Raw genomic sequence first — 19,422 nt, 5'->3', positions numbered from 1 at the left:
CAACGGGTAAAATTGTCCGACGGAAACCAGTGTTACTCTCGATCCTGTGGCTAGGATCAAATCATCGGTATCGACATATGATAGCGTAAAGTAGCGCTGAGATCTTCCTTTCCATGCAGAAGATCGTCACTTTATCCACAGGCTTTGAGGAGTGTACCTGAATAAATAGGATAAGTTGTCACTTAGATCAAAAACTACTGATAAAAAATAGTAAAGATGGGCCTGTTCCAGCAACTCATTGGAAAAGAGGTCACTGAAATATGTGGTTTTTACTCTTGCTGTGGATAACCTTATGCATAAAGGCGACAGACCAACGATCGCCATCACGATCCCATATAGATGAAAAGGATCTATTCACGATCCTTGCGATTTTTTAGGGAGTACGTATAATCCTCAGCCCTACTTGTGGCGCTTCTCGCTCTTTAGGTTTATCGCTTTCCCAAATCCTGCGTTAACTTTTTAATAAAAAGGTGAAGCAAGAGGACGAAAAAGGCCGAAAAACTGAAGATCGTAGTAGTAACTACGAGTTTTTAAGCAGAGATAAGCGTTCTGAATTGACTCGGGGCTGTACAATTATTACAATCCCGCCTCTTTGTACATTGTGATTGAGGCGTCGGTCGTTTTCACGTCGGGTAGCCAAACGCATTGACAGTAATAATTAAGATTTAGGTAGAGATCGCCATGAAACGCACTTTTCAACCGTCCGTATTAAAGCGTAACCGTAGCCACGGTTTCCGCGCACGTATGGCAACTAAAAACGGCCGCCAGGTTCTGGCTCGTCGTCGTGCTAAAGGCCGTGCTCGTTTAACTGTTGCCGGTTAATCGAGTTAACCATCTGTGTGGTTAAGCTTAAGCTAGCATTCCCTAGGGAGTTACGTTTGTTAACTCCCAGTACTTTCACATTTGTTTTTCAGCAACCGCAACGAGCCGGTAGTCCTCAAATCACCATTCTTGGCCGACTAAATACGCTGGGTCACCCGCGCCTTGGTCTTACTGTTGCAAAAAAATACGTGAAACGAGCTCATGAACGTAACCGAATTAAACGCCTCACCCGCGAAAGTTTTCGTACACGTCAACATGATCTCCCCTCCATGGATTTTATTGTAATCGCCAAAAAAGGTATTGCCGATCTGGATAATTGCGCGCTGACAGAAACATTGGATAAGTTATGGCGTCGTCATTGTCGGCTGGTTCCCGCATCTTGATTATGTTGATTCGGGGTTATCAACTGGTAATCAGCCCGTTAATTGGGCCACATTGCCGGTTTCGTCCTACCTGTTCTCAATACGGAATTGAGGCATTGAGCAGGTTTGGCGTAGTGAAAGGTAGTTGGTTGACAATCAAACGCGTATTAAAATGCCATCCTTTACATGCGGGTGGTGATGATCCAGTTCCGCCTAACAATACTGACCATAATAGAGAACATTAATAATGGATTCTCAACGTAATCTTCTTCTTGTCGCCCTGCTGTTTGTCACTTTTTTGATTTGGCAGGCATGGGAAACAGATAATGCACCACAGCCAGCACCAACGGCGCAGAAAACCACTGCGACTACCACTGCTGGATCTGCCGGCTCCACTCAGTCAGAACTGGCTGCAGGTGAAGGCGGTCTTATCACGGTGAAAACTGACGTTCTTTCTATGACTATCAACACCCGCGGTGGTGATATTCAGGAAGCCGACCTGTCAGCTTACCCTGATACTTTAGGTTCAAAGCAACCGTTCAGACTGCTGGAAAAAGCACCTGACTTTGCTTATCAGGCACTTAGTGGTCTGGTAGGTAAAAATGGTCCGGACAACCCGGCCAACGGTCCTCGTCCGCTTTATACCACTACACAAGACGTGTTTGAGCTGGCTGATGGTCAAAACGAACTTGCTGTTCCAATGACTTATACCGACAGCAATGGTGTGAAATACACCAAAACCTTCGTGTTTAAACGTGGTGAGTATGTAGTGAACGTTAACTACATCGTGAACAATACCAGTCAGCAACCAATGGATGTTGTGCTGTTTGGTCAGTTAAAGCAAACCGCTAAGCTGCCAAAAGCACGTGACAATGGTAGCAACAACTTTGCACTGCATACCTATCGTGGCGCAGCGTACTCTTCGGATGACAACAAATATAAGAAATACAGTTTTGATGACATCGCCGATGAGAACCTGAAACTCGATACCAAAGGTGGCTGGGTTGCTATGCTGCAGCAATATTTTGCTACTGCCTGGATCCCAAATCGCGATAGCCAAAGCACATTCTTTACCACCCATGGTGATGATGGTCAGTCATCTATCAGCTTCAGAAATGCACCGGTCATTATTCAGCCAGGCGCATCTGAACAGCTTGGTGCTCAACTGTGGGTTGGTCCTGAAATTCAGAACCAAATGGCTGCCGTTGCTGAACACTTAGACCTGACGGTTGATTACGGTTGGTTATGGTTTATCTCTCAGCCACTGTTTAAGTTACTGAAATTTATTCAGGGCTTTGTCGGTAACTGGGGCTTCTCCATCATTGTTATCACCTTTATCGTGCGTGGTATCATGTACCCGCTGACAAAGGCTCAATACACCTCCATGGCCAAGATGAAGCTGTTACAGCCGAAACTGCAGGCAATGCGTGAGCGTATTGGTGATGACAAACAGCGCATGAGTCAGGAAATGATGGCGCTGTATAAAGAAGAAAAAGTTAACCCACTGGGCGGTTGTTTACCATTAATCATTCAGATGCCAATCTTCCTGGCGTTGTATTACATGTTAATGGGCTCCGTTGAACTGCGTCATGCGCCGTTTGCCCTGTGGATTCATGACTTATCTGCACAGGATCCGTACTACATTCTGCCGCTGTTAATGGGCGGAACCATGTTCCTGATCCAGAAGATGTCACCAACGCCGGTGACTGACCCAATGCAGCAGAAGATCATGACTTACATGCCAGTTATTTTTACCGTCTTCTTCCTGTGGTTCCCATCAGGTCTGGTTCTGTACTATATCGTGAGTAACCTGGTTACTATTATCCAGCAGAAACTGATCTATCGTGGTCTGGAGAAGAAAGGCCTGCATAGTCGCGATAAGAAAGACAAGAAAGAGAAGAAAACCGCTTAATGCGACGGTAAGACCTCAGCAATATGCTTGATAAAAGGCGGTCACCATGACCGCCTTTTTTATATAATGACTTAATACACTTTTCAGAGAGCCAAATCATGAATACAACCGATACTATCGTAGCCCAAGCCACCCCTCCGGGACGCGGCGGCGTCGGCATACTTCGGGTTTCTGGAAAGCAAGCCGCAGAAGTGGCGATGCAGCTGCTGGGTAAAATTCCACAGCCGCGCTATGCGGACTATGTACCGTTCAAAGATGCAGATGGCACGATTCTCGATCAGGGGATTGCACTCTACTTCCCTGGGCCAAACTCTTTTACCGGCGAAGATGTGCTGGAGTTACAAGGGCATGGTGGTCCGGTCATTCTTGATTTACTGCTAAAACGAATTCTGACCCTGCCAGATGTACGTATTGCTCGTCCCGGGGAGTTTTCTGAACGCGCGTTTTTGAATGGTAAGCTGGATTTAGCACAGGCAGAAGCCATTGCTGATTTAATCGATGCCAGCTCAGAGCAGGCCGCCCGTTCAGCGGTGAATTCATTGCAGGGCGTTTTCTCCAGCCGTGTCCACCAATTAGTGGAAGCACTCACTCACTTACGCATCTATGTTGAGGCAGCTATCGATTTTCCTGACGAAGAGATCGATTTTCTTTCCGATGGCAAGATTGAAGCTCAGCTTCAACAAGTCATGGAGGAGTTAAACGGTGTCAGGGCCGAAGCCCGTCAGGGAAGCCTGTTGCGTGAAGGCATGAAAGTGGTGATAGCCGGACGCCCTAATGCCGGTAAATCCAGCCTGCTAAACGCGCTGGCAGGCCGTGAAGCCGCTATTGTGACCGACATTGCCGGTACTACCCGTGACGTGCTGCGTGAGCATATCCACATTGACGGTATGCCGCTGCATATTATCGATACCGCCGGCCTGCGTGAAGCCGGCGATGAAGTTGAACGTATCGGTATTGAACGGGCATGGAATGAAATTGAGCAGGCCGATCGGGTGTTATTTATGGTTGATGGCACCACCACCGATGCCACCGAACCTGAGCATATCTGGCCAGAGTTTATGGCTCGCCTACCCAAGACTCTGCCAATTACCGTAGTGCGTAATAAAGCCGATTTAACCGGCGAAACGCTGGGTATCAGTGAAGTAAACAGTCACTCACTTATTCGCCTGTCAGCTCGTACCGGTGAAGGTGTGGAAGCGTTACGTAATCATTTGAAAGAGAGTATGGGCTTTACCAGCAATACCGAAGGCGGCTTTCTGGCTCGCCGCCGCCACCTTCAGGCGCTGGAAACCGCCGCCCAACATCTTGATCAAGGTATGGATCAGTTAGTAAGCGCTCGCGCAGGAGAGCTGCTGGCAGAAGAGCTTCGCCAGGCGCAACAGGCGCTCAGCGAAATTACCGGTGAATTTACTTCTGATGATTTGCTGGGACGGATTTTTTCGAGTTTTTGTATCGGCAAGTAACCTTTCGTCCGTATTCATGCATAAACGTCTACAACCTGCAATAACTATCAGTTAATGCAGGTTTTTTTGTCCATATTCGTTTATAGCCGTTCATATACATCCGCCATTTTTGCATCCATTAATGTGTCCATCGTGGTTTTTACCATGTGTCATTGTTCAATTTTTGAGCTTCAAATCACATCAATGGACACAACGTCGAGGTGAAAAATGGCTCTTTCAGATACTAAACTACGCACACTAACTCCGAGAAGCCGCCCTTGGCAGCTTGCCGATCATGATGGACTAGTGATTGAAGTCCTTCCTTCTGGACGAAGAATCTGGCGTTTTCGCTATCGTTTTGACAACAAGTCGCAAAAAATTACTTTGGGAGAGTATCCAGCCTTCTCTCTTTCTGAGGCTCGCATATGGCGTGAAAAATGCCGCTCAATGGTTGCCCATGGTGTTAACCCTGCACAGAAAAAGCAGGAAGATAAGCTTAAACAAAAAGATCCAACAACAGCAAAAGCGTTCGCTAAACGCTGGCAGACTGAGATCGTCGAAAAAAATAACAAAAACCCGCGCAACGTTACCCGCATCATCGAAAAAGACATTGTTCCTATCATCGGTAAGCTGGAGATTGAAGAGTTAACAACCGTTCATATCCAAGTCGTGATCGACAAAATCAAGCAAAGAGGTTCCGATCATGTCGCTCTGTTAGTGCGAAACGTGCTGAAGCGAATGCTAGCCTATGCAATTTCCCGGGGAATCATCTTCAACAACCCTGCGGCAGCGATTGAGGCACGCTACATTGCACAGGCTTCAAGCCGTGATGTTGCACTGACTGCAGAAGAAATTGGCATCCTGCTACAAGGGATCTACACCTCCAACATGAACTAACGCCACAAGTTGGCCCTGCACTTACTGATTATCTGCATGGTGCGTAAGTCGGAGCTGATTGAAGCAACGTGGAGTGAAGTAAACTTCAACGCGTTGGAATGGCGTATACCCGGCGAAAGAATGAAAATGGACAATCCTCATATTGTCCCGCTGTCAAAGCAGGCATTGGCTATGTTCGAAGAGCTAAAATTTCTGGCGGGAGATTCTCCCAATGTATTCCCCAGCCGCAACGATTACCGGAAGCCAATTTCCAAAACAACGCTTAACTGTGCAGTGCGTACTCTGGATCTGAACGTTAGGGATTTTGTTATCCACGACTTCCGGCGTACTGCCAGCACATTGCTACATGAACAAGGCTACAACTCAGATTGGGTAGAAAAATGCCTTGCTCATAAAATCGGCGGTGTTCGTGGCGTCTACAACCGTGCAGAGTACCTGAACCAGCGTCGAGAGATGCTTCAGTCATGGGCTGATTTTGTTGATGCGCAGATTGAGGAAGGACGGAAAGTAATTATAGGGAAGTTTGGGAAGTCATATGAATCAATATATTAAAGACAATATGGAAAATGGGTGCTTGAGCAATTATTCACCGAGCTCATTTTTTAGAGTTTATCAATGCCCAACAGTGTAGAGGCGCTGTTCAAATGCTGGTGCATTTGTCCAAGTTTGGGCACCAGATTTAAATAAACTTGTTATTTTATAAAGGTTTTTTCTTTCTGATGATCGGTTCTTCACTGAATTCCTTTCAATTATTCACTCTGTTCCAGAGTTCGCCCAGCAGGCCAGTATTAGCGTTATTGTTTGAATGTTGCACAGATAAAATACTTACTGTATAAAATGGGCGAAAGAAAACGCGTAATCGGCCATAGTGGAAAAGAAGAAAGATAAATGTCAGAATTTGAACAAAAAATTAGACAAAAACTTATAACAGAACAACATTATTATCGTTATCTACAGCGTTATAATTATTTACTTGAAAGTATGGAGAAAGCTAAAATAGGGGTAAAAAGACCCTATATGGGACCCTTTCTTGAACTTGCATATGAAAAACTCTGTTTTGATTACACTGTTGGTGAGCCTATTACTAGTCTTATTCCTTACATGGAAAATATCATTCAGTATACAAACCAATCATTGGTTATTGTAAATGAAGATGGAGAGAAAGTTTGGCAGGAATCTCAGGTGACAATCGATGTATATAATAAAATGGCGGAGAAAGAACTGTTACCTAACTTATTAGGATTATGTATATTATTTGAAAGAACAGACTGGTTAGAGACTATTGTTTCTGCAATTAGCCCAATTGATGATGAAATAACAATAGATGTTTTAATTGCTATGAAAATACCTGATTATCCAATAACAGATGAAAAATCGCCGGGCATTTTCTCTTTTAGAAGACCATTATTAAAGGCCATTTTGGCAACGACAGAAAAAGAGACATTAAAGCATTTAGATGATTATTTAAACCGTTGGTATAAGGGAATGAAGAGATTAGTTGGTGAATATATTGACTCGCATTTATATCAAGGCACTGATATTTGTGGGTTCTTTGGCTATTGGGCATTTGACGCAGCGGCAGTAGCTTATTTGAAGAATATTGATGATAGCTCTTTATATAAATATCTTTATTATCCTAAAGATATGGTGAGTTATGCACATAGTAAAAGAGACTGTAAATGAAATTATGTAATTGCCTGTTTTTGATATGTTCATCCTAACAAAGAAAACAGGTATATTATGGACGAAAAGAAACTAAAGGCATTGACTGCTAAATTAGCTAAAGGCATTAAAAACAGAAGCTGACCTCAACTAGTTTTCCCGCATGTTAACTAAGCTCACGGTCGAAACCGCCATCAATGCGGAGTTAACCGACCATCTTGGTCATGAGAAAAATACCCCGAAATCCGGTTCAAATACCCGCAATGGCTACTCATCCAAAACCCTGCTGTGTGATGAAGGTGATATCAAACTCACTAGGTAATCCTCCCATTTTTAACAGGAGTTATAAGTAGAATTAAATGACTCGTTGTATATGTTGCATCGGCGTATAACCCTTTAGTGCCATATTAGGCCGTTCATGATTAGGTAATCCCCCCATAGACACTCTACTAAGAAAAAATAGAGTAATAATTTTATATAGTTAGCTCTATTTTCCAGCTTCTGTATCGATCCAGCCTGTCTCATGGCATCAATCTTGTTTGTCTTCTGATGTGGTCAGTTACGGCTAATGACGCTTACTATCTAAAGGAAGTAAAAGGCCGCGATGTCTGGAATCCATTTGAGGGTATTTTTTAATATTTTGGATATTTATTCAGAGCAATAATCTGTTCGATTATTGCTCTGATACTATTCACTGACTATACTGGTAAAAGGTAACACTAAGTATTCCATCAGAGATTCGATCCTATGCCTACATCAACTACTACGCTAAAAATCGACAATAAGCTTAGAGAACGCATCAAAAAACTGGCAGATTCGCGCGATCGTAGCCCACACTATTTGATGCTGGCAGCGATTACTGAATATATCGAACGTGAAGAAGCACAAGAAAGCTTTAAACAAGAAGCTCTGGATTCCTGGAGAGAGTATCAAGAAACAGGCTTACATCTGACTGGTGATGAAGTAAAAACTTGGTTACGAGGCTGGGGTACGGAGGCGGAAACGGATATTCCCGAATGCCACAAGTAATTATTACTCAACAAGCAGCAATAGGACTCGTTCGCTGCCGGGAATTTCTAAGAGGCAAGAATACTCTGGCTGCTATCAAAGCAGGTCAAATTCTTGAGCAGCATTTTGAGTTACTGAAAAACGATCCTGAAATTGGCAGACCATTTCCTGAACTACCGATACTGCGAGAGTTAATGATTAAATTCGGTGATTCTGGCTATGTTGCATTATACCGTTATCATAAAGAGGAAGAGCGAGTTTATGTGTTAGCCTTTCGCCACCAGAAAGAAGCTGGATATTCGCTTTAACTAAACATACATAGATGGTTATCGTCCCTGAGCGATCACCTTTAATAGGGTGGCAGTTACACAGAATTATTTACAGGGTCATTAAACGCTAATCAGCAACTGATACAATAACTGCTCTAAATCCTGCTTAACACTGATATACAGCAGAACATAGACTTCATTATTTTCAGTAACTTCATAAAGTACCCGATGCTTCTGCTCTTTATCGTACCATTGCCTCAAGCGTAATCCCTTATCAGTCGCCATATGATTGTAACCATAACGTAATGGTGACTCTGCTATTTCTTTTGCAGACAAGCTAAGTAGGTTATCTGCCAGCTTCTGAGCTTCAGCTACACCATGCAAAACGGTTTGATAATCCTCAATCACTTCCAGCGATCGAAATGCCGTTTCAGCAATAAAAAGACGATAAGTCATATCATTCCAAACTATTTATTACGCGCTTCTTTACGCCGACGAAGTGCTTCTTCCGGAGTCATTACGCGCTGATTATCAACATCCTGTTTTGCCAGCATAGCCAGTTTCAACAGTGCATTCGATTGCCGTTCCATAGAGCGTGCAACCAGTTCTTCTTCACGTTCCGCGGCTGTTTGAATAAATAATTCAGCTACGCCATTTTTCGTTACCAGTACACCACCAGAAAAATTCTCTGGGGTTCCCAACATTTCTCTTGCGGCTTTTTGTGAGATGGTTGTAGTCATTTTCCATACCTCGTCTGTTCCAGCACCAGATACACTAATCTGTTTTATTGCACGGTAAACAAATTAGGTGGTCGATATCTTAGTTGATACCTGATCTTTCCATTATATAGCCTAAAACCAAAGAGGGTAAAATTTATTACTAATTTTACCCCCAGATAATCTTCATCAAAGATCTGGTTCATTTCACCAACGCTTCACATAACGAGTTTAATATTCTGATTCTCATACTTCACTATGGATAGCATCAATGGCAGGGAAACTACTCAAATACAGCCTTTCGTTCCTGTTACCGTTTTTTATTATCGGCAACGTACTGATCTCTCACTATAAAGGAATTGAACCGGAGCCTGGTGCCGACACAATGATTATTCTTGGTGCACAGGTTATTGGTAATCCGGCCAGACCCAGCCTAACACTGCGCGAGCGTTTAGACGTAGCAATTCCCTATCTAAAAGAAAATCCCAATACCAAGGTCATTGTTTGCGGTGGTCAGGGAGGAAGAGAGACCGCGACAGAGTCCAGCGTAATGCAAAGCTATTTAATCAATAACGGCATAGAAAGCGAGCGGATCTATGAAGAGGATCAATCTACCCGCACCGCTCATCAATTTATCTATTCCCGTTCACTGACTGAGCTTGGTAAAACGGTTATCGTTACCAGCGATTTTCATATGTTACGTTCATTTATGCTGGCTAAACGTTCGGGAATTGAAGATATTTCAGGGCTACCCGCCGCCGTAGGAAGAGAAAGTCGGGAAACGAGGCGGGCATTCTTTCGTGAACCATTAGCGTTATTAAACTCATTCTTGTTTGACCATCCGGGGCAACAGCTCGATAAGATGACTCAATAAGATATTTATATCGAAGTCCCCTTAAATAACTATAGATTTAACAAGTAATAATAACCAATTGATTAATAAATAAAATAATATGACACGCATTAGAAAAAATATAATCAATTGTTTAATAGTCATTTTTATACTTGCATATCTTATAACTCAAACATAGTATTTTTCGTCCGACTTATTGAATATATGTAAGTCGGTCAATGATTAGTAAATAATTATAACAAGGACTTAGAAATATAATGGATAGAAGTAAATACTCTGAAAAATGGCAAACTCGTTTTGCTTTCTTTGATCAGCATGGTTCACCAAAAACGCCTGAACATAAAGCAGCGATTAAAGCTGAAAAACCAATGCGTAGAATTTTATTCAGTATGAATATCATCGCATTCTTTTTCGGCTTTATTTATTTCTTTGTTTTAGGCCTGTGGAAAAAGAATCTGGTGTTGTTCGGTATTGCTATTGGCATTGGCATTATTATCGTTGTTATTGAAACGATAACCGGTACCTACCTGCCAAAAGGTGCAAATACCGGGATTAACGTAGCTTGCGCCATGATGTGGTCAATGACGGCTAATTACGCCTACTATCTAAAAGAAGTGAAAGGCAGCGATAGCTGGAACCCGTTTGAAGGTATTTTTTAATATTGTGATTCTCTGTTAGTCATAATAAAAAAAGCCCACCGATTCTTATCGATGGGCTTAATAGTGCTCTCAGTTATAACTTATTTGGTTTTCAGTGCACTCAGCACGCGTTTGACAAACAAGATACAAACAATCACGAATACCGCCAGCCCCAGCAGTTGTTCAACCACGCCGGAACTACCGAAGACCGGTTCAAGCCATGAGCTGATAGACAGAGGCGCATCGCTACCGCCATTACTAATACTGATTACAATCAGCACCGCCAGCGCAACACCCACTAAGCTTTCACCGACAATCAGACCAGAGGCAATCAGGGCACCTTTACGCTCAACCGGCTTATACATCTCTTTGAAATCACCATTCTGTGCCCGAGCACGTTTTTTCACCTGAGACGCAACCAGCCAGGAAAGAACTGAACCAATGATCAGCGGAGCGGTAATAGCCGGTGGCAGGTAAATACCCATACCTACAGCCAGTGCAGGAATACGCAGCTTGCTGCCTTTCTTGGCCAGCATCACATCAATCATAATCGCGACTGCACCCACCACCAGACCGGTGATGATCATGGTCCACTCCAGTTTATGGGAGAAGATACCTTTGGCAATAGTGGTCATTAAAGTTGCCTGCGGAGCAGCCAGCACCTGATTTGGGTCCATATCCGGACGCGGTGTTGCACCAGTAAAGCCATAAGCGTTATACAGCAACTCAAGCACCGGAGAGATAACTGCCGCACCGACAATACAACCAATCAATAATGCAACCTGCTGACGCCATGGCGTCGCTTTTACCAGATAGCCGGTTTTCAAATCCTGCAGGTTATCGTTAGAAATAGTCGCAATAGCCAATACCGCACTGGTGGTAAAAATCGCCAACGCAGTCGCAAAGTTAGTGCCTTGCTCGGTTTCCAGCATCCCGTTCAGGCCGCCTAAGAACAACAGCAGCAAAGAGATGGCCGTAATCGCAATAATACCGATACCGGAAATTGGACTGGCAGATGAACCCACTAAACCCGCCATATATCCACAGGCCGCAGCAACCAGGAAACCAATCAGGAAAGCAAAAATAACGGAAGCAAACACTAAACCCCAGGCCGTTGTAGCAGATAAACCGCTATCAGCAACGAAAGAGTAGAAGGTTCCAATCAGTACCAAAAACATCACTACGCTGATTAATAAAACAATCTTCGGCGACAGATCCAGCTCGGTTCTTGGAATAACTTCCCCTGTGTTATTTTTATTTAACGCACGCAGGGAGGTTTTCATGCCTTCAATAATTGGCTTAACCAGCGTCAGCAGAGCCCAGATAGCAGCGATCGCTAACGTACCGGCACCAATAAAGCGCACGTTGGTTTTCCACAATGTCATCGCCAGTGCGCTAATAGAGCCACTATCGACGATATCCATAGGCACTGAAACACCCCAGGAACTTAACGTCGCCAGTCCTTCTGCACTGTCGGTTAATGAGCTAATAATTGGGATAGCAATGCCCCAGGCAATGATTGAACCCACCAGAATGGCAATACCCGCGGCAATCCCAATCAGATAACCCGCACTCAACAATGCTAAAGAGAAACCTAACGGAATCTGGAAAATGGCACGGCCCTGAGTAAACCAGTAGCTGGCGCCGTCCGCCAAAACGCGTAAACCATTGGTCGCGAAGCTAACGGCGGCGGCAATAAAACCACCAAACAGAATATCGCGAAAACCATTGTCTTTATCTGCACCAACACCGTCGTTGGTACTGACTAACTTATCGTTCTCATCCACATAGTCATTACAACCGGCTTTCAGAATCTCTGCCGCAGCAACCCCTTCCGGATACGGTAGATTGCTCTTCACCACCATCGCATGACGCAATGGAATGGAGAACACCACCCCTAACATTCCCCCCGCAGAACAGATCAATAACGTCTGCCAGAACGGGAAGCTGTTCCAGTAGCCGATCATTAGCAGGCCAGGAAGGATAAAAATAACGGATGACAGCGTACCGGCAGCGGATGCCTGCGTCTGAACCATGTTATTTTCTAAAATATTCGACTTCGAAAAGAAGCGGAGTACTGCCATTGAAATGACGGCAGCAGGGATTGCGGATGAAAAGGTTAAACCAACCTTCAATCCTAAGTAGACGTTTGATGCAGTGAATACCACGGTAATCAACGCACCAATGATAATTCCGCGCAGCGTAAGCTCGCGGATCTGTGATGTATTTTCCATATAATTCATGCTGTTAGTTTGCTTTCGTTATTTTTTATGCGGCCTGATACTTTCCGGCACGCTGTATATGTATCGGACAAATCAAAACGTACATATTTTGATGGGCCGATTATATCGAAATAATGACAAAGTAACTTCTAATTATTTTAGCAACGAAAGCATAACTTACTGGATATTGATATAAATCTTGTAACATTCAATTAATACTATCGTCTCATGCGATAATTTCATTGAAATCAGAGATCAATATTCACTATCGGAATTAAAAAATCATCATAGCGTTGGTTTTTTGGCGAGCATGAAACAAAAAGCAAAAAGGTGGTTAGCCTAATCGCGTCATTACCACACCGGTGACAATAACCAGACCTGCCAGAATGCGCATTTTATTCAGCGGCTCTTTCAGGAAATAAACCGAGATCACCATAGCAAACAAAACGCTGGTTTCACGTAATGCGGCCACTAACGCAATAGGCGCCTGACTCATGGCCCAAATTACGATGCCATAGGACAACAGGGACATAATGCCGCCAATAGTACCGGGCCGCCAATGCCGTTTGATTTTATCCCAGCTGGAAGATTTATATTTCAGATAAAAAATAAACGCCATGATGACGCCATTAATGGCAAACAACCACAGGGTGTAGGATACCGGATTCAAACTGGCGCGGGAGCCCGCACCGTCCGATAGGGTATAACATGCGGTAAACATCGCGGTAATTAGCGCATAAAGCAATGTTTGTCCGCTCATCTTTGATGCACTTCGTCTGCCGGAAATCGCCATTAACAATACACCGCTAACCAGCAGCATAGCGCCAACCATCCCCAAAAATGGTGGAACTTCACTGAGAATCATCCAACTTAACAATGCCGCCAGCATTGGCGCACTGCCCCTGGCGATCGGATAAACCTGTCCTAAATCTCCACTGGCATAGGCCCGGCTGAGAAACAGACAATATCCGGTATGAAACAGCATGGATAACGCTAACCACGGTAATGATTCTGCGGCAGGAAAATCGACGAAAAACAGCCCTATCAACGCCACTACCCCGGAAAATACCGCGACTAAAGTAACGCCAAGAAAACGGTCACTGCCGAATTTGACCATCGCGTTCCATCCGGCATGAAGCAAAGCCGCAGTCAGAACCGACAGAAATAGAAAGGTGGTCATGGCGCAAATATCCGATGATAGTTTTTATTGATATCGCCTGTGGGATAAAACACAGATACAGGCGAACGATCATATTGATTTTTCAATATGATAACTATCATCTTTTTGCTGAAGTTTCTACTGTGTTGTAGCTATATCGCGTTGAACAAAGCGTGAGTAAAGGAATAAACAAAAATTCCAAAAAACTGAACCGACCGGATATCATTTTTCAATTCCGGTCGGTTCGGTAAATCACTCTTCCAGACGTTTCGGATCTTTAAAGAATGGTAATGCCAGCATGGACAGCAGCGTTGCGCCCCCCAGATACCATGCAGGCGCAGTCAGGCTGTCTAACCAGACAATCGACTGAGTAGCAAAGAACTGAGCAAAGCCACCAAAAATGGCTACCCCGATGCTGTAAACCAGTGCAAACCCCAAAGCACGAATACGTTTTGGTAGTAATTCAGAGATAACCAACATTACCGGCACCGCTCCCAGCGTAGTGAAACACACCATCACAAACACTACTGAGAGTAAAACGGCAGGCTCAGGGTAATTCACCAGCAGCCAGAATGATGGATAGGCCAACAGCAGGATCACCGTTCGGGAAATCATCACCAGCTTTTTCCGCCCCACATGGTCACTTAATATCCCGACTAACAGACCACCAATAAAGGTTAATATGCCGGCTAACAGCATGGCCGCATAAGCATAGTTCTGGTCCATCTTCAGGTATTTAGCGGCATAGGTACCGTAATAGTACAGAGAGATGTAGGTAGCCACCGTGCTGCCAATGGTCAGCAGAATACCAATAATGATCACCCGAATATGCTGCCCCAGTAACTTCACTGCACTTTCACGCACTACCGCAGCTTGCGTTTTAGCTGCCTTTGGATGCGGCATATCATTTTCCAGACTCAGACGCAGCCAGCAACCAATAGGTGCCAGAGCCACACCAATGAAGAACGGCACACGCCATCCCCATTCAGACATCACATCAGGAGAGTTGGTTATTACCGGTAAATAAGCGCTCAGGCTTAACGCCACCAGACCACCAAAGGTCGTTGCCAGACCTTGAGTCGCCAATGCCCAGCTGCTGTAGAAACCACGGCGATTTGCCGGGGCAGATTCCACCAGCATTGACATAGAAGCACCCACTTCACCACCGGCAGCAACCCCCTGAATCAAACGGGCCAGCACCAGTGTGATCGTTCCCCAATAACCCGCGCTGGCATAAGTGGGAGCAATACCAATCAGTAAGGTACCCAAACTCATTAATGAAATGGTCAACACCATCGCCGGTTTACGGCCAAAGCGGTCGGCGTAAGCACCAATTAAAATGCCGCCTAAAGGACGCATAAAAAAGCTAACGCCGAAGGTGGCGAAAGCCAGCAGCAGTCCGATATTAGGATCGCTGGTCGGAGGGAAAAACAGTACACCGATATACACCACGAAGAAGTTGTACACCCCGAAATCAAAAAACTCTAAAGCATTACCAAACGCCGAAGCGAAGATAACGCGTCGACCGCTAACCTTCTTTTCCGGTTTAGCGACCGCAACCTCCTCTGAGGCGGTTGAGGTTAATGTATCTGCCATTTTTCCTGTCCTTAGTCATCCATAATGAAAAGCAATTTTTAATTTACTTCTTGTTTTCAATATTATTTTTATAATTTATTTCAAATAAGCTTCGGTCAGTGCGCACCAATAGGTGCTGCCTGGCACCAGACACTTATCGTTAAAATCGTAGCCCGGGTTATGCACCATGCAGGAACCCTCGCCTTTCTCCCCATTTCCCACTATCAGGTAACAGCCATTCGGGTTGGCATCCAACATAAAGGCGAAATCTTCACTGCCCATCAGCGGTTTGGCACCATAGATGGCTCGCTCTTCACCAAACTGCTGTTTCGCCACCTGCCAGGCAAACTGTGTCATCTGTTCCTGATTCACCAGCACAGGCGTGCCGTTGAGGTGGTTGACATCCGCCGTGGCACCAAAACTTTCAGCCTGTGCTTTTACCAGTTCAGGAATGCGCTTCAGCAACAGCTCCCGGGTAGGACGACTCAGGGAACGGACGCTGAGCTTCATCACCGCCGTATCAGGGATAACGTTAGCTGCTTCACCGGCAATAATGCTGCCAACGGTGATGACTGCCGCTTCCAGAGGATCAACATTGCGTGACACAATGCTCTGTAACGCCGTAGTGATATAAGAAGCAACCACTACCGGATCGATAGCTTTATGAGGCATGGCGCCATGTCCACCACATCCCTTAATGACAATTTGATACTGGTCCATTGAAGCCATAAACGCCCCAGGCTGAAACAGGAACTGTCCCGTAGGGAAACCCGGCATGTTGTGCATGGCGAAAATGGCATCACAAGGGAATTGTTCAAACAGCCCCTCTTTCACCATAATTTCACCGCCATTAATCATCTCTTCCGCAGGCTGGAAAATCAGGTGCAGGGTACCGTTAAACCGACGTGTTTCCGCCAGATACTTAGCCGCTCCCAGCAGCATAGTAGTATGCCCATCATGACCACAGGCGTGCATTCTGTTAGGAATTTTACTCGACCAGGGCTTACCACTGGCTTCATGAATAGGAAGCGCATCCATATCAGCACGAATACCCAACGTCTTTTTACCGTCACCCACTCTCAAAGTGCCGATCACGCCAGTGGATGCCATACCACGATGAACCTCATAACCCCATTCAGTTAATTTTTCTGCGACCAGATTGCTGGTTTTAATCTCTTCCAGTCCCAGCTCCGGGTTTTCATGAATCTGATGGCGAATATCCTGTAACAGGGTTTCATATTCACGAACTTTCTGTTCAATCATGATGGTTCCTTATTTTTAAATCTTACTACTGAGTATTAATAACCAGTGAGAATAATAGATCGTACTGTTATTACATATAGCATCGCTATCAAATGAAATAACCCAAAAGGTATATCCAGTTAACATCGCGAATATAAAGAATTTTGAGGGGAATGGATCAATAACAATTCACAATCAAAATGCTTTTAAGTGGGAGATTTCTCAGAAATATCAGATTAATGACATTTTTCTAAAAGAGTTAAAACTATTATCTGAACCGTTTTGAAATGTCTGTTTTTAGCAACATTAATGATAGTCAGACAGGCATCAATCGATATACTTAAAAAGATGCCATAAAAATAGCCACGGAGACAAGTGGATTATTTAATACCTATAAACCCAAACCTGATAAATAAAAAATAGCATGATGCACTTTCATTTTAGCTATTTATCATTCCTTTTAGCTGCTTATTAGGCTAAGTAATGGAAGAGTATTTGGTGGGCCGCGGTAGTTTTAAAGCCAGGGTTGTCAATATGCGGCTTAAGGTTACAATCATACTATCGCAACAGAATGGACTCATTATGGCATTTTTTATCGCCTTCTTTGCCGCAGCCATTGGTGGTTTTATCACGTTGGTTTTGCGTTTGCTGTATAACCTGAGCTCTCTGCCAGTTTGGATTGTACCTTTAGCCGCAGCAATCGCTGCCGGTAGCGCTTTCACTGTCGATGACCAATACGGATTTTATACGCTGGTTGGCCTGTTCATTCTGACGGCAGTGCTATTTATTGCTGCGTTTATCTACCAATTCTTCAGCGGATTAAAAGAGCGTTTTATTGAAGAGCAGCAAAAAAGCCAATCCACGCCAAAAACCATTCTCAAGTTTGTTGCCTCCGGATTATTACTACTGATTTTTTATGGCGCATTAATCTATGGCCCTATCGCTTTTGTTGGCCTTTTTCTGCTTATCTTTATTATTTCCTGGTTAAAACCCACCACTAAAGGCCAATTTTTTAAGCTACAGCAAATTTTACCTACGTCAAAAATCCGCTCGCTGGCAATGGGACTGGTTGAAGTGGAAGGGAAAGTGTCATCATCAAAACAGCTCACCGCCCCACTCAGTAAAGAGAAATGTATTGCTTACTATTATACGGTACACGAAGTCAGCCGTGACTCAGATGGTGATAAGCACTATCGCCTGATATCCATATCAGAGGAGTATCTGCCGTTTGAAATCAGTGACGAAACCGGAACGGTTTCCGTCGTACCGGATGGTCTGGAACTGGTGAGTTTTTCCCCTTCTGCCGAGCAGGAGTATGGCGGTCGTAGTCATACTGAATATGCGCTGTTTAATAACGACAAAATGATGTTGATTGGTGCCGCCAACGAGCAGGATAACCAGGTAGTGATTGTTAAAGACCGGGTGAAAAATATTCTGGCCATATCACCCGTCACCAAAGTATCCCTGTGGAATAAAAGCCGCCCGCTGGTGAATACGGCGCTGGTTTTTTGTGGTACTACCGCTTTTCTGATCGCCATCATATTAACCATCCCCTATACCTTTGATGGTCATACCCTCACGCTGAATTTTTGGCAGTCGCCGTTTTTCAGCTGGCTAAAACCATAACGGGATAAATGGAATGAATTCACTGATTGCACTAGTCATTGTTGTGGTACTGGCCCTACTGATAGTTCGCTATCTGGTCGTGCTGTATAACAAAATTGTTACCCTCAAAAACTATGTGGAAAAATCCTTTGCCAATATCGATGTGTTACTGAAACAACGGGCAGATGAAATACCGGAGCTGATTAAAGTGGCAGAAAAGGTAATGACACATCAAAGTGAGCTGTTTATTCAGCTAGCCCAATTACGCAGCCGTTATCTAACCAGTCGAAAAACTGAAGAAAAAGTTCAGGCGACCAATCAAACCGATGTACTGCTAAAACAAGTTTTTATGCTGGCAGAAAACTATCCGGAACTAAAAGCGATACACAATCTAACTGCATTACAACAGCGCCTCTCTCTGCTGGAAAATCGCATCGCCGATCGCAGGGAATTTTTTAACCAAAGCGTGATGCTCTATAACATTGGCATTCAGGAATTTCCCAATCTCATTCTGGCCAAACTGCTGGGCTACCAGACCCGCTCATTATTAAATATCACTGAGGGAGAGAAGCAATATGATGGAATTACCCTTTGAGCTGTTTGGTTTTACCCGGTTGATTGAAAATGAACCGGCAAGAATGGCATTTGTTGCCTCATTTGGTGTACTGATAACGGCTTGTATTTTTGCTTTATTAAGTCGCCTTCCACTATTAAACACCATCTTCGGCATTATTGCCGGAGGGCTTGCCCTGGCGCTGTTTCCCGGATTTGCAGTCTGTATGATTTTTGCCTTTTCCGGTATTGCCGGTATGCATATCTTTTTCTCCTGGGTCGTGATTGTTATCGCCTGTATATTGTTTATGCTGCTTAATTATCAAAGGGTCACTGTCACCCTGAGCGATGTTGTGGAGGTAAAAGGTATTCTGCGATCGTTTATCCCCTCAAAAAATAGAGAAATTTAACCAAAGCATGGCGCTATATATCTTCGGCCTTCAGATAGTTAAATATAATTCGGGTCAAACTACCGGCGATTAAACC

At 44.3% G+C, this 19,422-nt stretch carries 19 protein-coding genes and 2 pseudogenes; 15 read left to right on the top strand and 6 right to left on the bottom strand.

Annotated features, from left to right (window positions below; all coding sequences use genetic code 11):
• Window positions 1-681 precede the first annotated feature (681 nt).
• The 10 genes and pseudogenes from rpmH to EKN56_RS20755 all read left to right on the top strand — a co-directional run bounded on the left by rpmH (window position 682) and on the right by EKN56_RS20755 (window position 8,413).
• On the top strand, window positions 682-822 hold the full coding sequence (rpmH, locus tag EKN56_RS20800; protein WP_115458131.1) for a 50S ribosomal protein L34: 141 nt from the start codon (window positions 682-684) through the stop codon (window positions 820-822).
• 17 nt (window positions 823-839) lie between these two features.
• Window positions 840-1,205 (top strand): ribonuclease P protein component, encoded by a 366-nt coding sequence (gene rnpA, locus EKN56_RS20795; protein ID WP_130593539.1) that lies wholly within the window; start codon window positions 840-842, stop codon window positions 1,203-1,205.
• Window positions 1,169-1,429 carry a membrane protein insertion efficiency factor YidD gene (gene yidD, locus EKN56_RS20790; protein WP_130593538.1) on the top strand — a complete coding sequence of 87 codons (261 nt, stop codon included), beginning with the start codon at window positions 1,169-1,171 and terminating at the stop codon, window positions 1,427-1,429. Before rnpA ends, yidD begins: the two co-directional genes overlap by 37 nt.
• Before the next feature lie 2 nt (window positions 1,430-1,431).
• Window positions 1,432-3,096 (top strand): membrane protein insertase YidC, encoded by a 1,665-nt coding sequence (yidC, locus tag EKN56_RS20785; protein ID WP_130593537.1) that lies wholly within the window; start codon window positions 1,432-1,434, stop codon window positions 3,094-3,096.
• Window positions 3,097-3,194: 98 nt separating this feature from the next.
• Window positions 3,195-4,559: a tRNA uridine-5-carboxymethylaminomethyl(34) synthesis GTPase MnmE gene (gene mnmE / locus EKN56_RS20780; RefSeq protein ID WP_130593536.1), complete on the top strand. Its 1,365-nt coding sequence runs from the start codon at window positions 3,195-3,197 to the stop codon at window positions 4,557-4,559.
• 207 nt (window positions 4,560-4,766) lie between these two features.
• Window positions 4,767-5,987, top strand: a pseudogene (locus tag EKN56_RS20775) (tyrosine-type recombinase/integrase).
• Window positions 5,988-6,323: 336 nt separating this feature from the next.
• A complete protein-coding gene (locus tag EKN56_RS20770; RefSeq protein ID WP_130593535.1) occupies window positions 6,324-7,118 on the top strand; it encodes a PoNe immunity protein domain-containing protein in 795 nt (264 codons plus the stop codon).
• Between the two features lie 57 nt (window positions 7,119-7,175).
• A pseudogene (locus tag EKN56_RS20765) lies at window positions 7,176-7,410 on the top strand (transposase); the annotation flags it as partial.
• Between the two features lie 434 nt (window positions 7,411-7,844).
• Entirely contained in the window at window positions 7,845-8,126 is a 282-nt protein-coding gene (locus tag EKN56_RS20760) for a CopG family ribbon-helix-helix protein (RefSeq protein WP_130593534.1), read from the top strand.
• Window positions 8,114-8,413, top strand: a complete 300-nt coding sequence (locus tag EKN56_RS20755) for a type II toxin-antitoxin system RelE/ParE family toxin (RefSeq protein ID WP_130593533.1) — start codon at window positions 8,114-8,116, stop codon at window positions 8,411-8,413. Before EKN56_RS20760 ends, EKN56_RS20755 begins: the two co-directional genes overlap by 13 nt.
• A gap of 81 nt (window positions 8,414-8,494) precedes the next feature.
• On the opposite strand, the gene EKN56_RS20750 is transcribed toward EKN56_RS20755, so the two are convergent.
• Together EKN56_RS20750 and EKN56_RS20745 are read right to left on the bottom strand one after the other, a co-directional pair.
• On the bottom strand, window positions 8,495-8,830 hold the full coding sequence (locus EKN56_RS20750; RefSeq protein WP_130593532.1) for a type II toxin-antitoxin system RelE/ParE family toxin: 336 nt from the start codon (window positions 8,828-8,830) through the stop codon (window positions 8,495-8,497).
• A gap of 11 nt (window positions 8,831-8,841) precedes the next feature.
• On the bottom strand, window positions 8,842-9,114 hold the full coding sequence (locus tag EKN56_RS20745; RefSeq protein ID WP_130593531.1) for a hypothetical protein: 273 nt from the start codon (window positions 9,112-9,114) through the stop codon (window positions 8,842-8,844).
• Between the two features lie 247 nt (window positions 9,115-9,361).
• Here EKN56_RS20745 and EKN56_RS20740 point away from each other — a divergent pair, with 247 nt between their 5' ends.
• Window positions 9,362-9,964 (top strand): YdcF family protein, encoded by a 603-nt coding sequence (locus tag EKN56_RS20740; RefSeq protein WP_130593530.1) that lies wholly within the window; start codon window positions 9,362-9,364, stop codon window positions 9,962-9,964.
• Window positions 9,965-10,200: 236 nt separating this feature from the next.
• On the top strand, window positions 10,201-10,602 hold the full coding sequence (locus EKN56_RS20735; RefSeq protein ID WP_130593529.1) for a DUF2628 domain-containing protein: 402 nt from the start codon (window positions 10,201-10,203) through the stop codon (window positions 10,600-10,602).
• Window positions 10,603-10,682: 80 nt separating this feature from the next.
• Here EKN56_RS20735 and EKN56_RS20730 read toward each other — a convergent pair whose 3' ends face one another.
• The 4 genes from EKN56_RS20730 to EKN56_RS20715 form a co-directional block, all read right to left on the bottom strand.
• Window positions 10,683-12,815: an OPT family oligopeptide transporter gene (locus EKN56_RS20730; protein ID WP_210405321.1), complete on the bottom strand. Its 2,133-nt coding sequence runs from the start codon at window positions 12,813-12,815 to the stop codon at window positions 10,683-10,685.
• Between the two features lie 322 nt (window positions 12,816-13,137).
• The gene (locus EKN56_RS20725) at window positions 13,138-13,983 is read right to left on the bottom strand and encodes an EamA family transporter (protein WP_130593527.1); all 846 of its coding nucleotides are present in this window, start codon (window positions 13,981-13,983) and stop codon (window positions 13,138-13,140) included.
• A 231-nt stretch (window positions 13,984-14,214) separates the two neighbouring features.
• Window positions 14,215-15,558: an MFS transporter gene (locus tag EKN56_RS20720; protein WP_130593526.1), complete on the bottom strand. Its 1,344-nt coding sequence runs from the start codon at window positions 15,556-15,558 to the stop codon at window positions 14,215-14,217.
• A 75-nt stretch (window positions 15,559-15,633) separates the two neighbouring features.
• The gene (locus EKN56_RS20715; protein ID WP_130593525.1) at window positions 15,634-16,800 is read right to left on the bottom strand and encodes a M20 aminoacylase family protein; all 1,167 of its coding nucleotides are present in this window, start codon (window positions 16,798-16,800) and stop codon (window positions 15,634-15,636) included.
• 561 nt (window positions 16,801-17,361) lie between these two features.
• Between EKN56_RS20715 and EKN56_RS20710 the strand changes: the two genes are divergently transcribed.
• The 3 genes from EKN56_RS20710 to EKN56_RS20700 are packed head-to-tail and all read left to right on the top strand — an operon-like array spanning window position 17,362 to window position 19,346.
• Window positions 17,362-18,405 carry a hypothetical protein gene (locus EKN56_RS20710; RefSeq protein WP_130593524.1) on the top strand — a complete coding sequence of 348 codons (1,044 nt, stop codon included), beginning with the start codon at window positions 17,362-17,364 and terminating at the stop codon, window positions 18,403-18,405.
• 13 nt (window positions 18,406-18,418) lie between these two features.
• Window positions 18,419-18,979, top strand: coding sequence for a LemA family protein (locus tag EKN56_RS20705; RefSeq protein WP_130593523.1), 561 nt, complete (start codon window positions 18,419-18,421; stop codon window positions 18,977-18,979).
• Window positions 18,960-19,346 carry a hypothetical protein gene (locus EKN56_RS20700; RefSeq protein WP_130593522.1) on the top strand — a complete coding sequence of 129 codons (387 nt, stop codon included), beginning with the start codon at window positions 18,960-18,962 and terminating at the stop codon, window positions 19,344-19,346. The genes EKN56_RS20705 and EKN56_RS20700 overlap by 20 nt, the downstream gene beginning before the upstream one ends.
• The last annotated feature ends 76 nt before the right edge of the window (window positions 19,347-19,422 follow it).

It is taken from the genome of Limnobaculum zhutongyuii, assembly GCF_004295645.1.
Lineage (GTDB): Bacteria > Pseudomonadota > Gammaproteobacteria > Enterobacterales > Enterobacteriaceae > Limnobaculum > Limnobaculum zhutongyuii.
This window is presented reverse-complemented; position numbering and strand designations above follow the sequence as displayed.

Excerpts from the sequence above, each read along its gene's own strand:
- rpmH (WP_115458131.1), top strand. The coding sequence starts at position 682 with ATGAAACGCACTTTTCAACCGTCCGTATTAAAGCGTAACCGTAGCCAC.
- yidD (WP_130593538.1), top strand. The coding sequence starts at position 1,169 with ATGGCGTCGTCATTGTCGGCTGGTTCCCGCATCTTGATTATGTTGATT.
- yidC (WP_130593537.1), top strand. The coding sequence starts at position 1,432 with ATGGATTCTCAACGTAATCTTCTTCTTGTCGCCCTGCTGTTTGTCACT.
- mnmE (WP_130593536.1), top strand. The coding sequence starts at position 3,195 with ATGAATACAACCGATACTATCGTAGCCCAAGCCACCCCTCCGGGACGC.
- EKN56_RS20770 (WP_130593535.1), top strand. The coding sequence starts at position 6,324 with ATGTCAGAATTTGAACAAAAAATTAGACAAAAACTTATAACAGAACAA.
- EKN56_RS20760 (WP_130593534.1), top strand. The coding sequence starts at position 7,845 with ATGCCTACATCAACTACTACGCTAAAAATCGACAATAAGCTTAGAGAA.
- EKN56_RS20755 (WP_130593533.1), top strand. The coding sequence starts at position 8,114 with ATGCCACAAGTAATTATTACTCAACAAGCAGCAATAGGACTCGTTCGC.
- EKN56_RS20750 (WP_130593532.1), bottom strand. The coding sequence starts at position 8,830 with ATGACTTATCGTCTTTTTATTGCTGAAACGGCATTTCGATCGCTGGAA.
- EKN56_RS20745 (WP_130593531.1), bottom strand. The coding sequence starts at position 9,114 with ATGACTACAACCATCTCACAAAAAGCCGCAAGAGAAATGTTGGGAACC.
- EKN56_RS20740 (WP_130593530.1), top strand. The coding sequence starts at position 9,362 with ATGGCAGGGAAACTACTCAAATACAGCCTTTCGTTCCTGTTACCGTTT.
- EKN56_RS20735 (WP_130593529.1), top strand. The coding sequence starts at position 10,201 with ATGGATAGAAGTAAATACTCTGAAAAATGGCAAACTCGTTTTGCTTTC.
- EKN56_RS20730 (WP_210405321.1), bottom strand. The coding sequence starts at position 12,815 with ATGGAAAATACATCACAGATCCGCGAGCTTACGCTGCGCGGAATTATC.
- EKN56_RS20725 (WP_130593527.1), bottom strand. The coding sequence starts at position 13,983 with ATGACCACCTTTCTATTTCTGTCGGTTCTGACTGCGGCTTTGCTTCAT.
- EKN56_RS20720 (WP_130593526.1), bottom strand. The coding sequence starts at position 15,558 with ATGGCAGATACATTAACCTCAACCGCCTCAGAGGAGGTTGCGGTCGCT.
- EKN56_RS20715 (WP_130593525.1), bottom strand. The coding sequence starts at position 16,800 with ATGATTGAACAGAAAGTTCGTGAATATGAAACCCTGTTACAGGATATT.
- EKN56_RS20710 (WP_130593524.1), top strand. The coding sequence starts at position 17,362 with ATGGCATTTTTTATCGCCTTCTTTGCCGCAGCCATTGGTGGTTTTATC.
- EKN56_RS20705 (WP_130593523.1), top strand. The coding sequence starts at position 18,419 with ATGAATTCACTGATTGCACTAGTCATTGTTGTGGTACTGGCCCTACTG.
- EKN56_RS20700 (WP_130593522.1), top strand. The coding sequence starts at position 18,960 with ATGATGGAATTACCCTTTGAGCTGTTTGGTTTTACCCGGTTGATTGAA.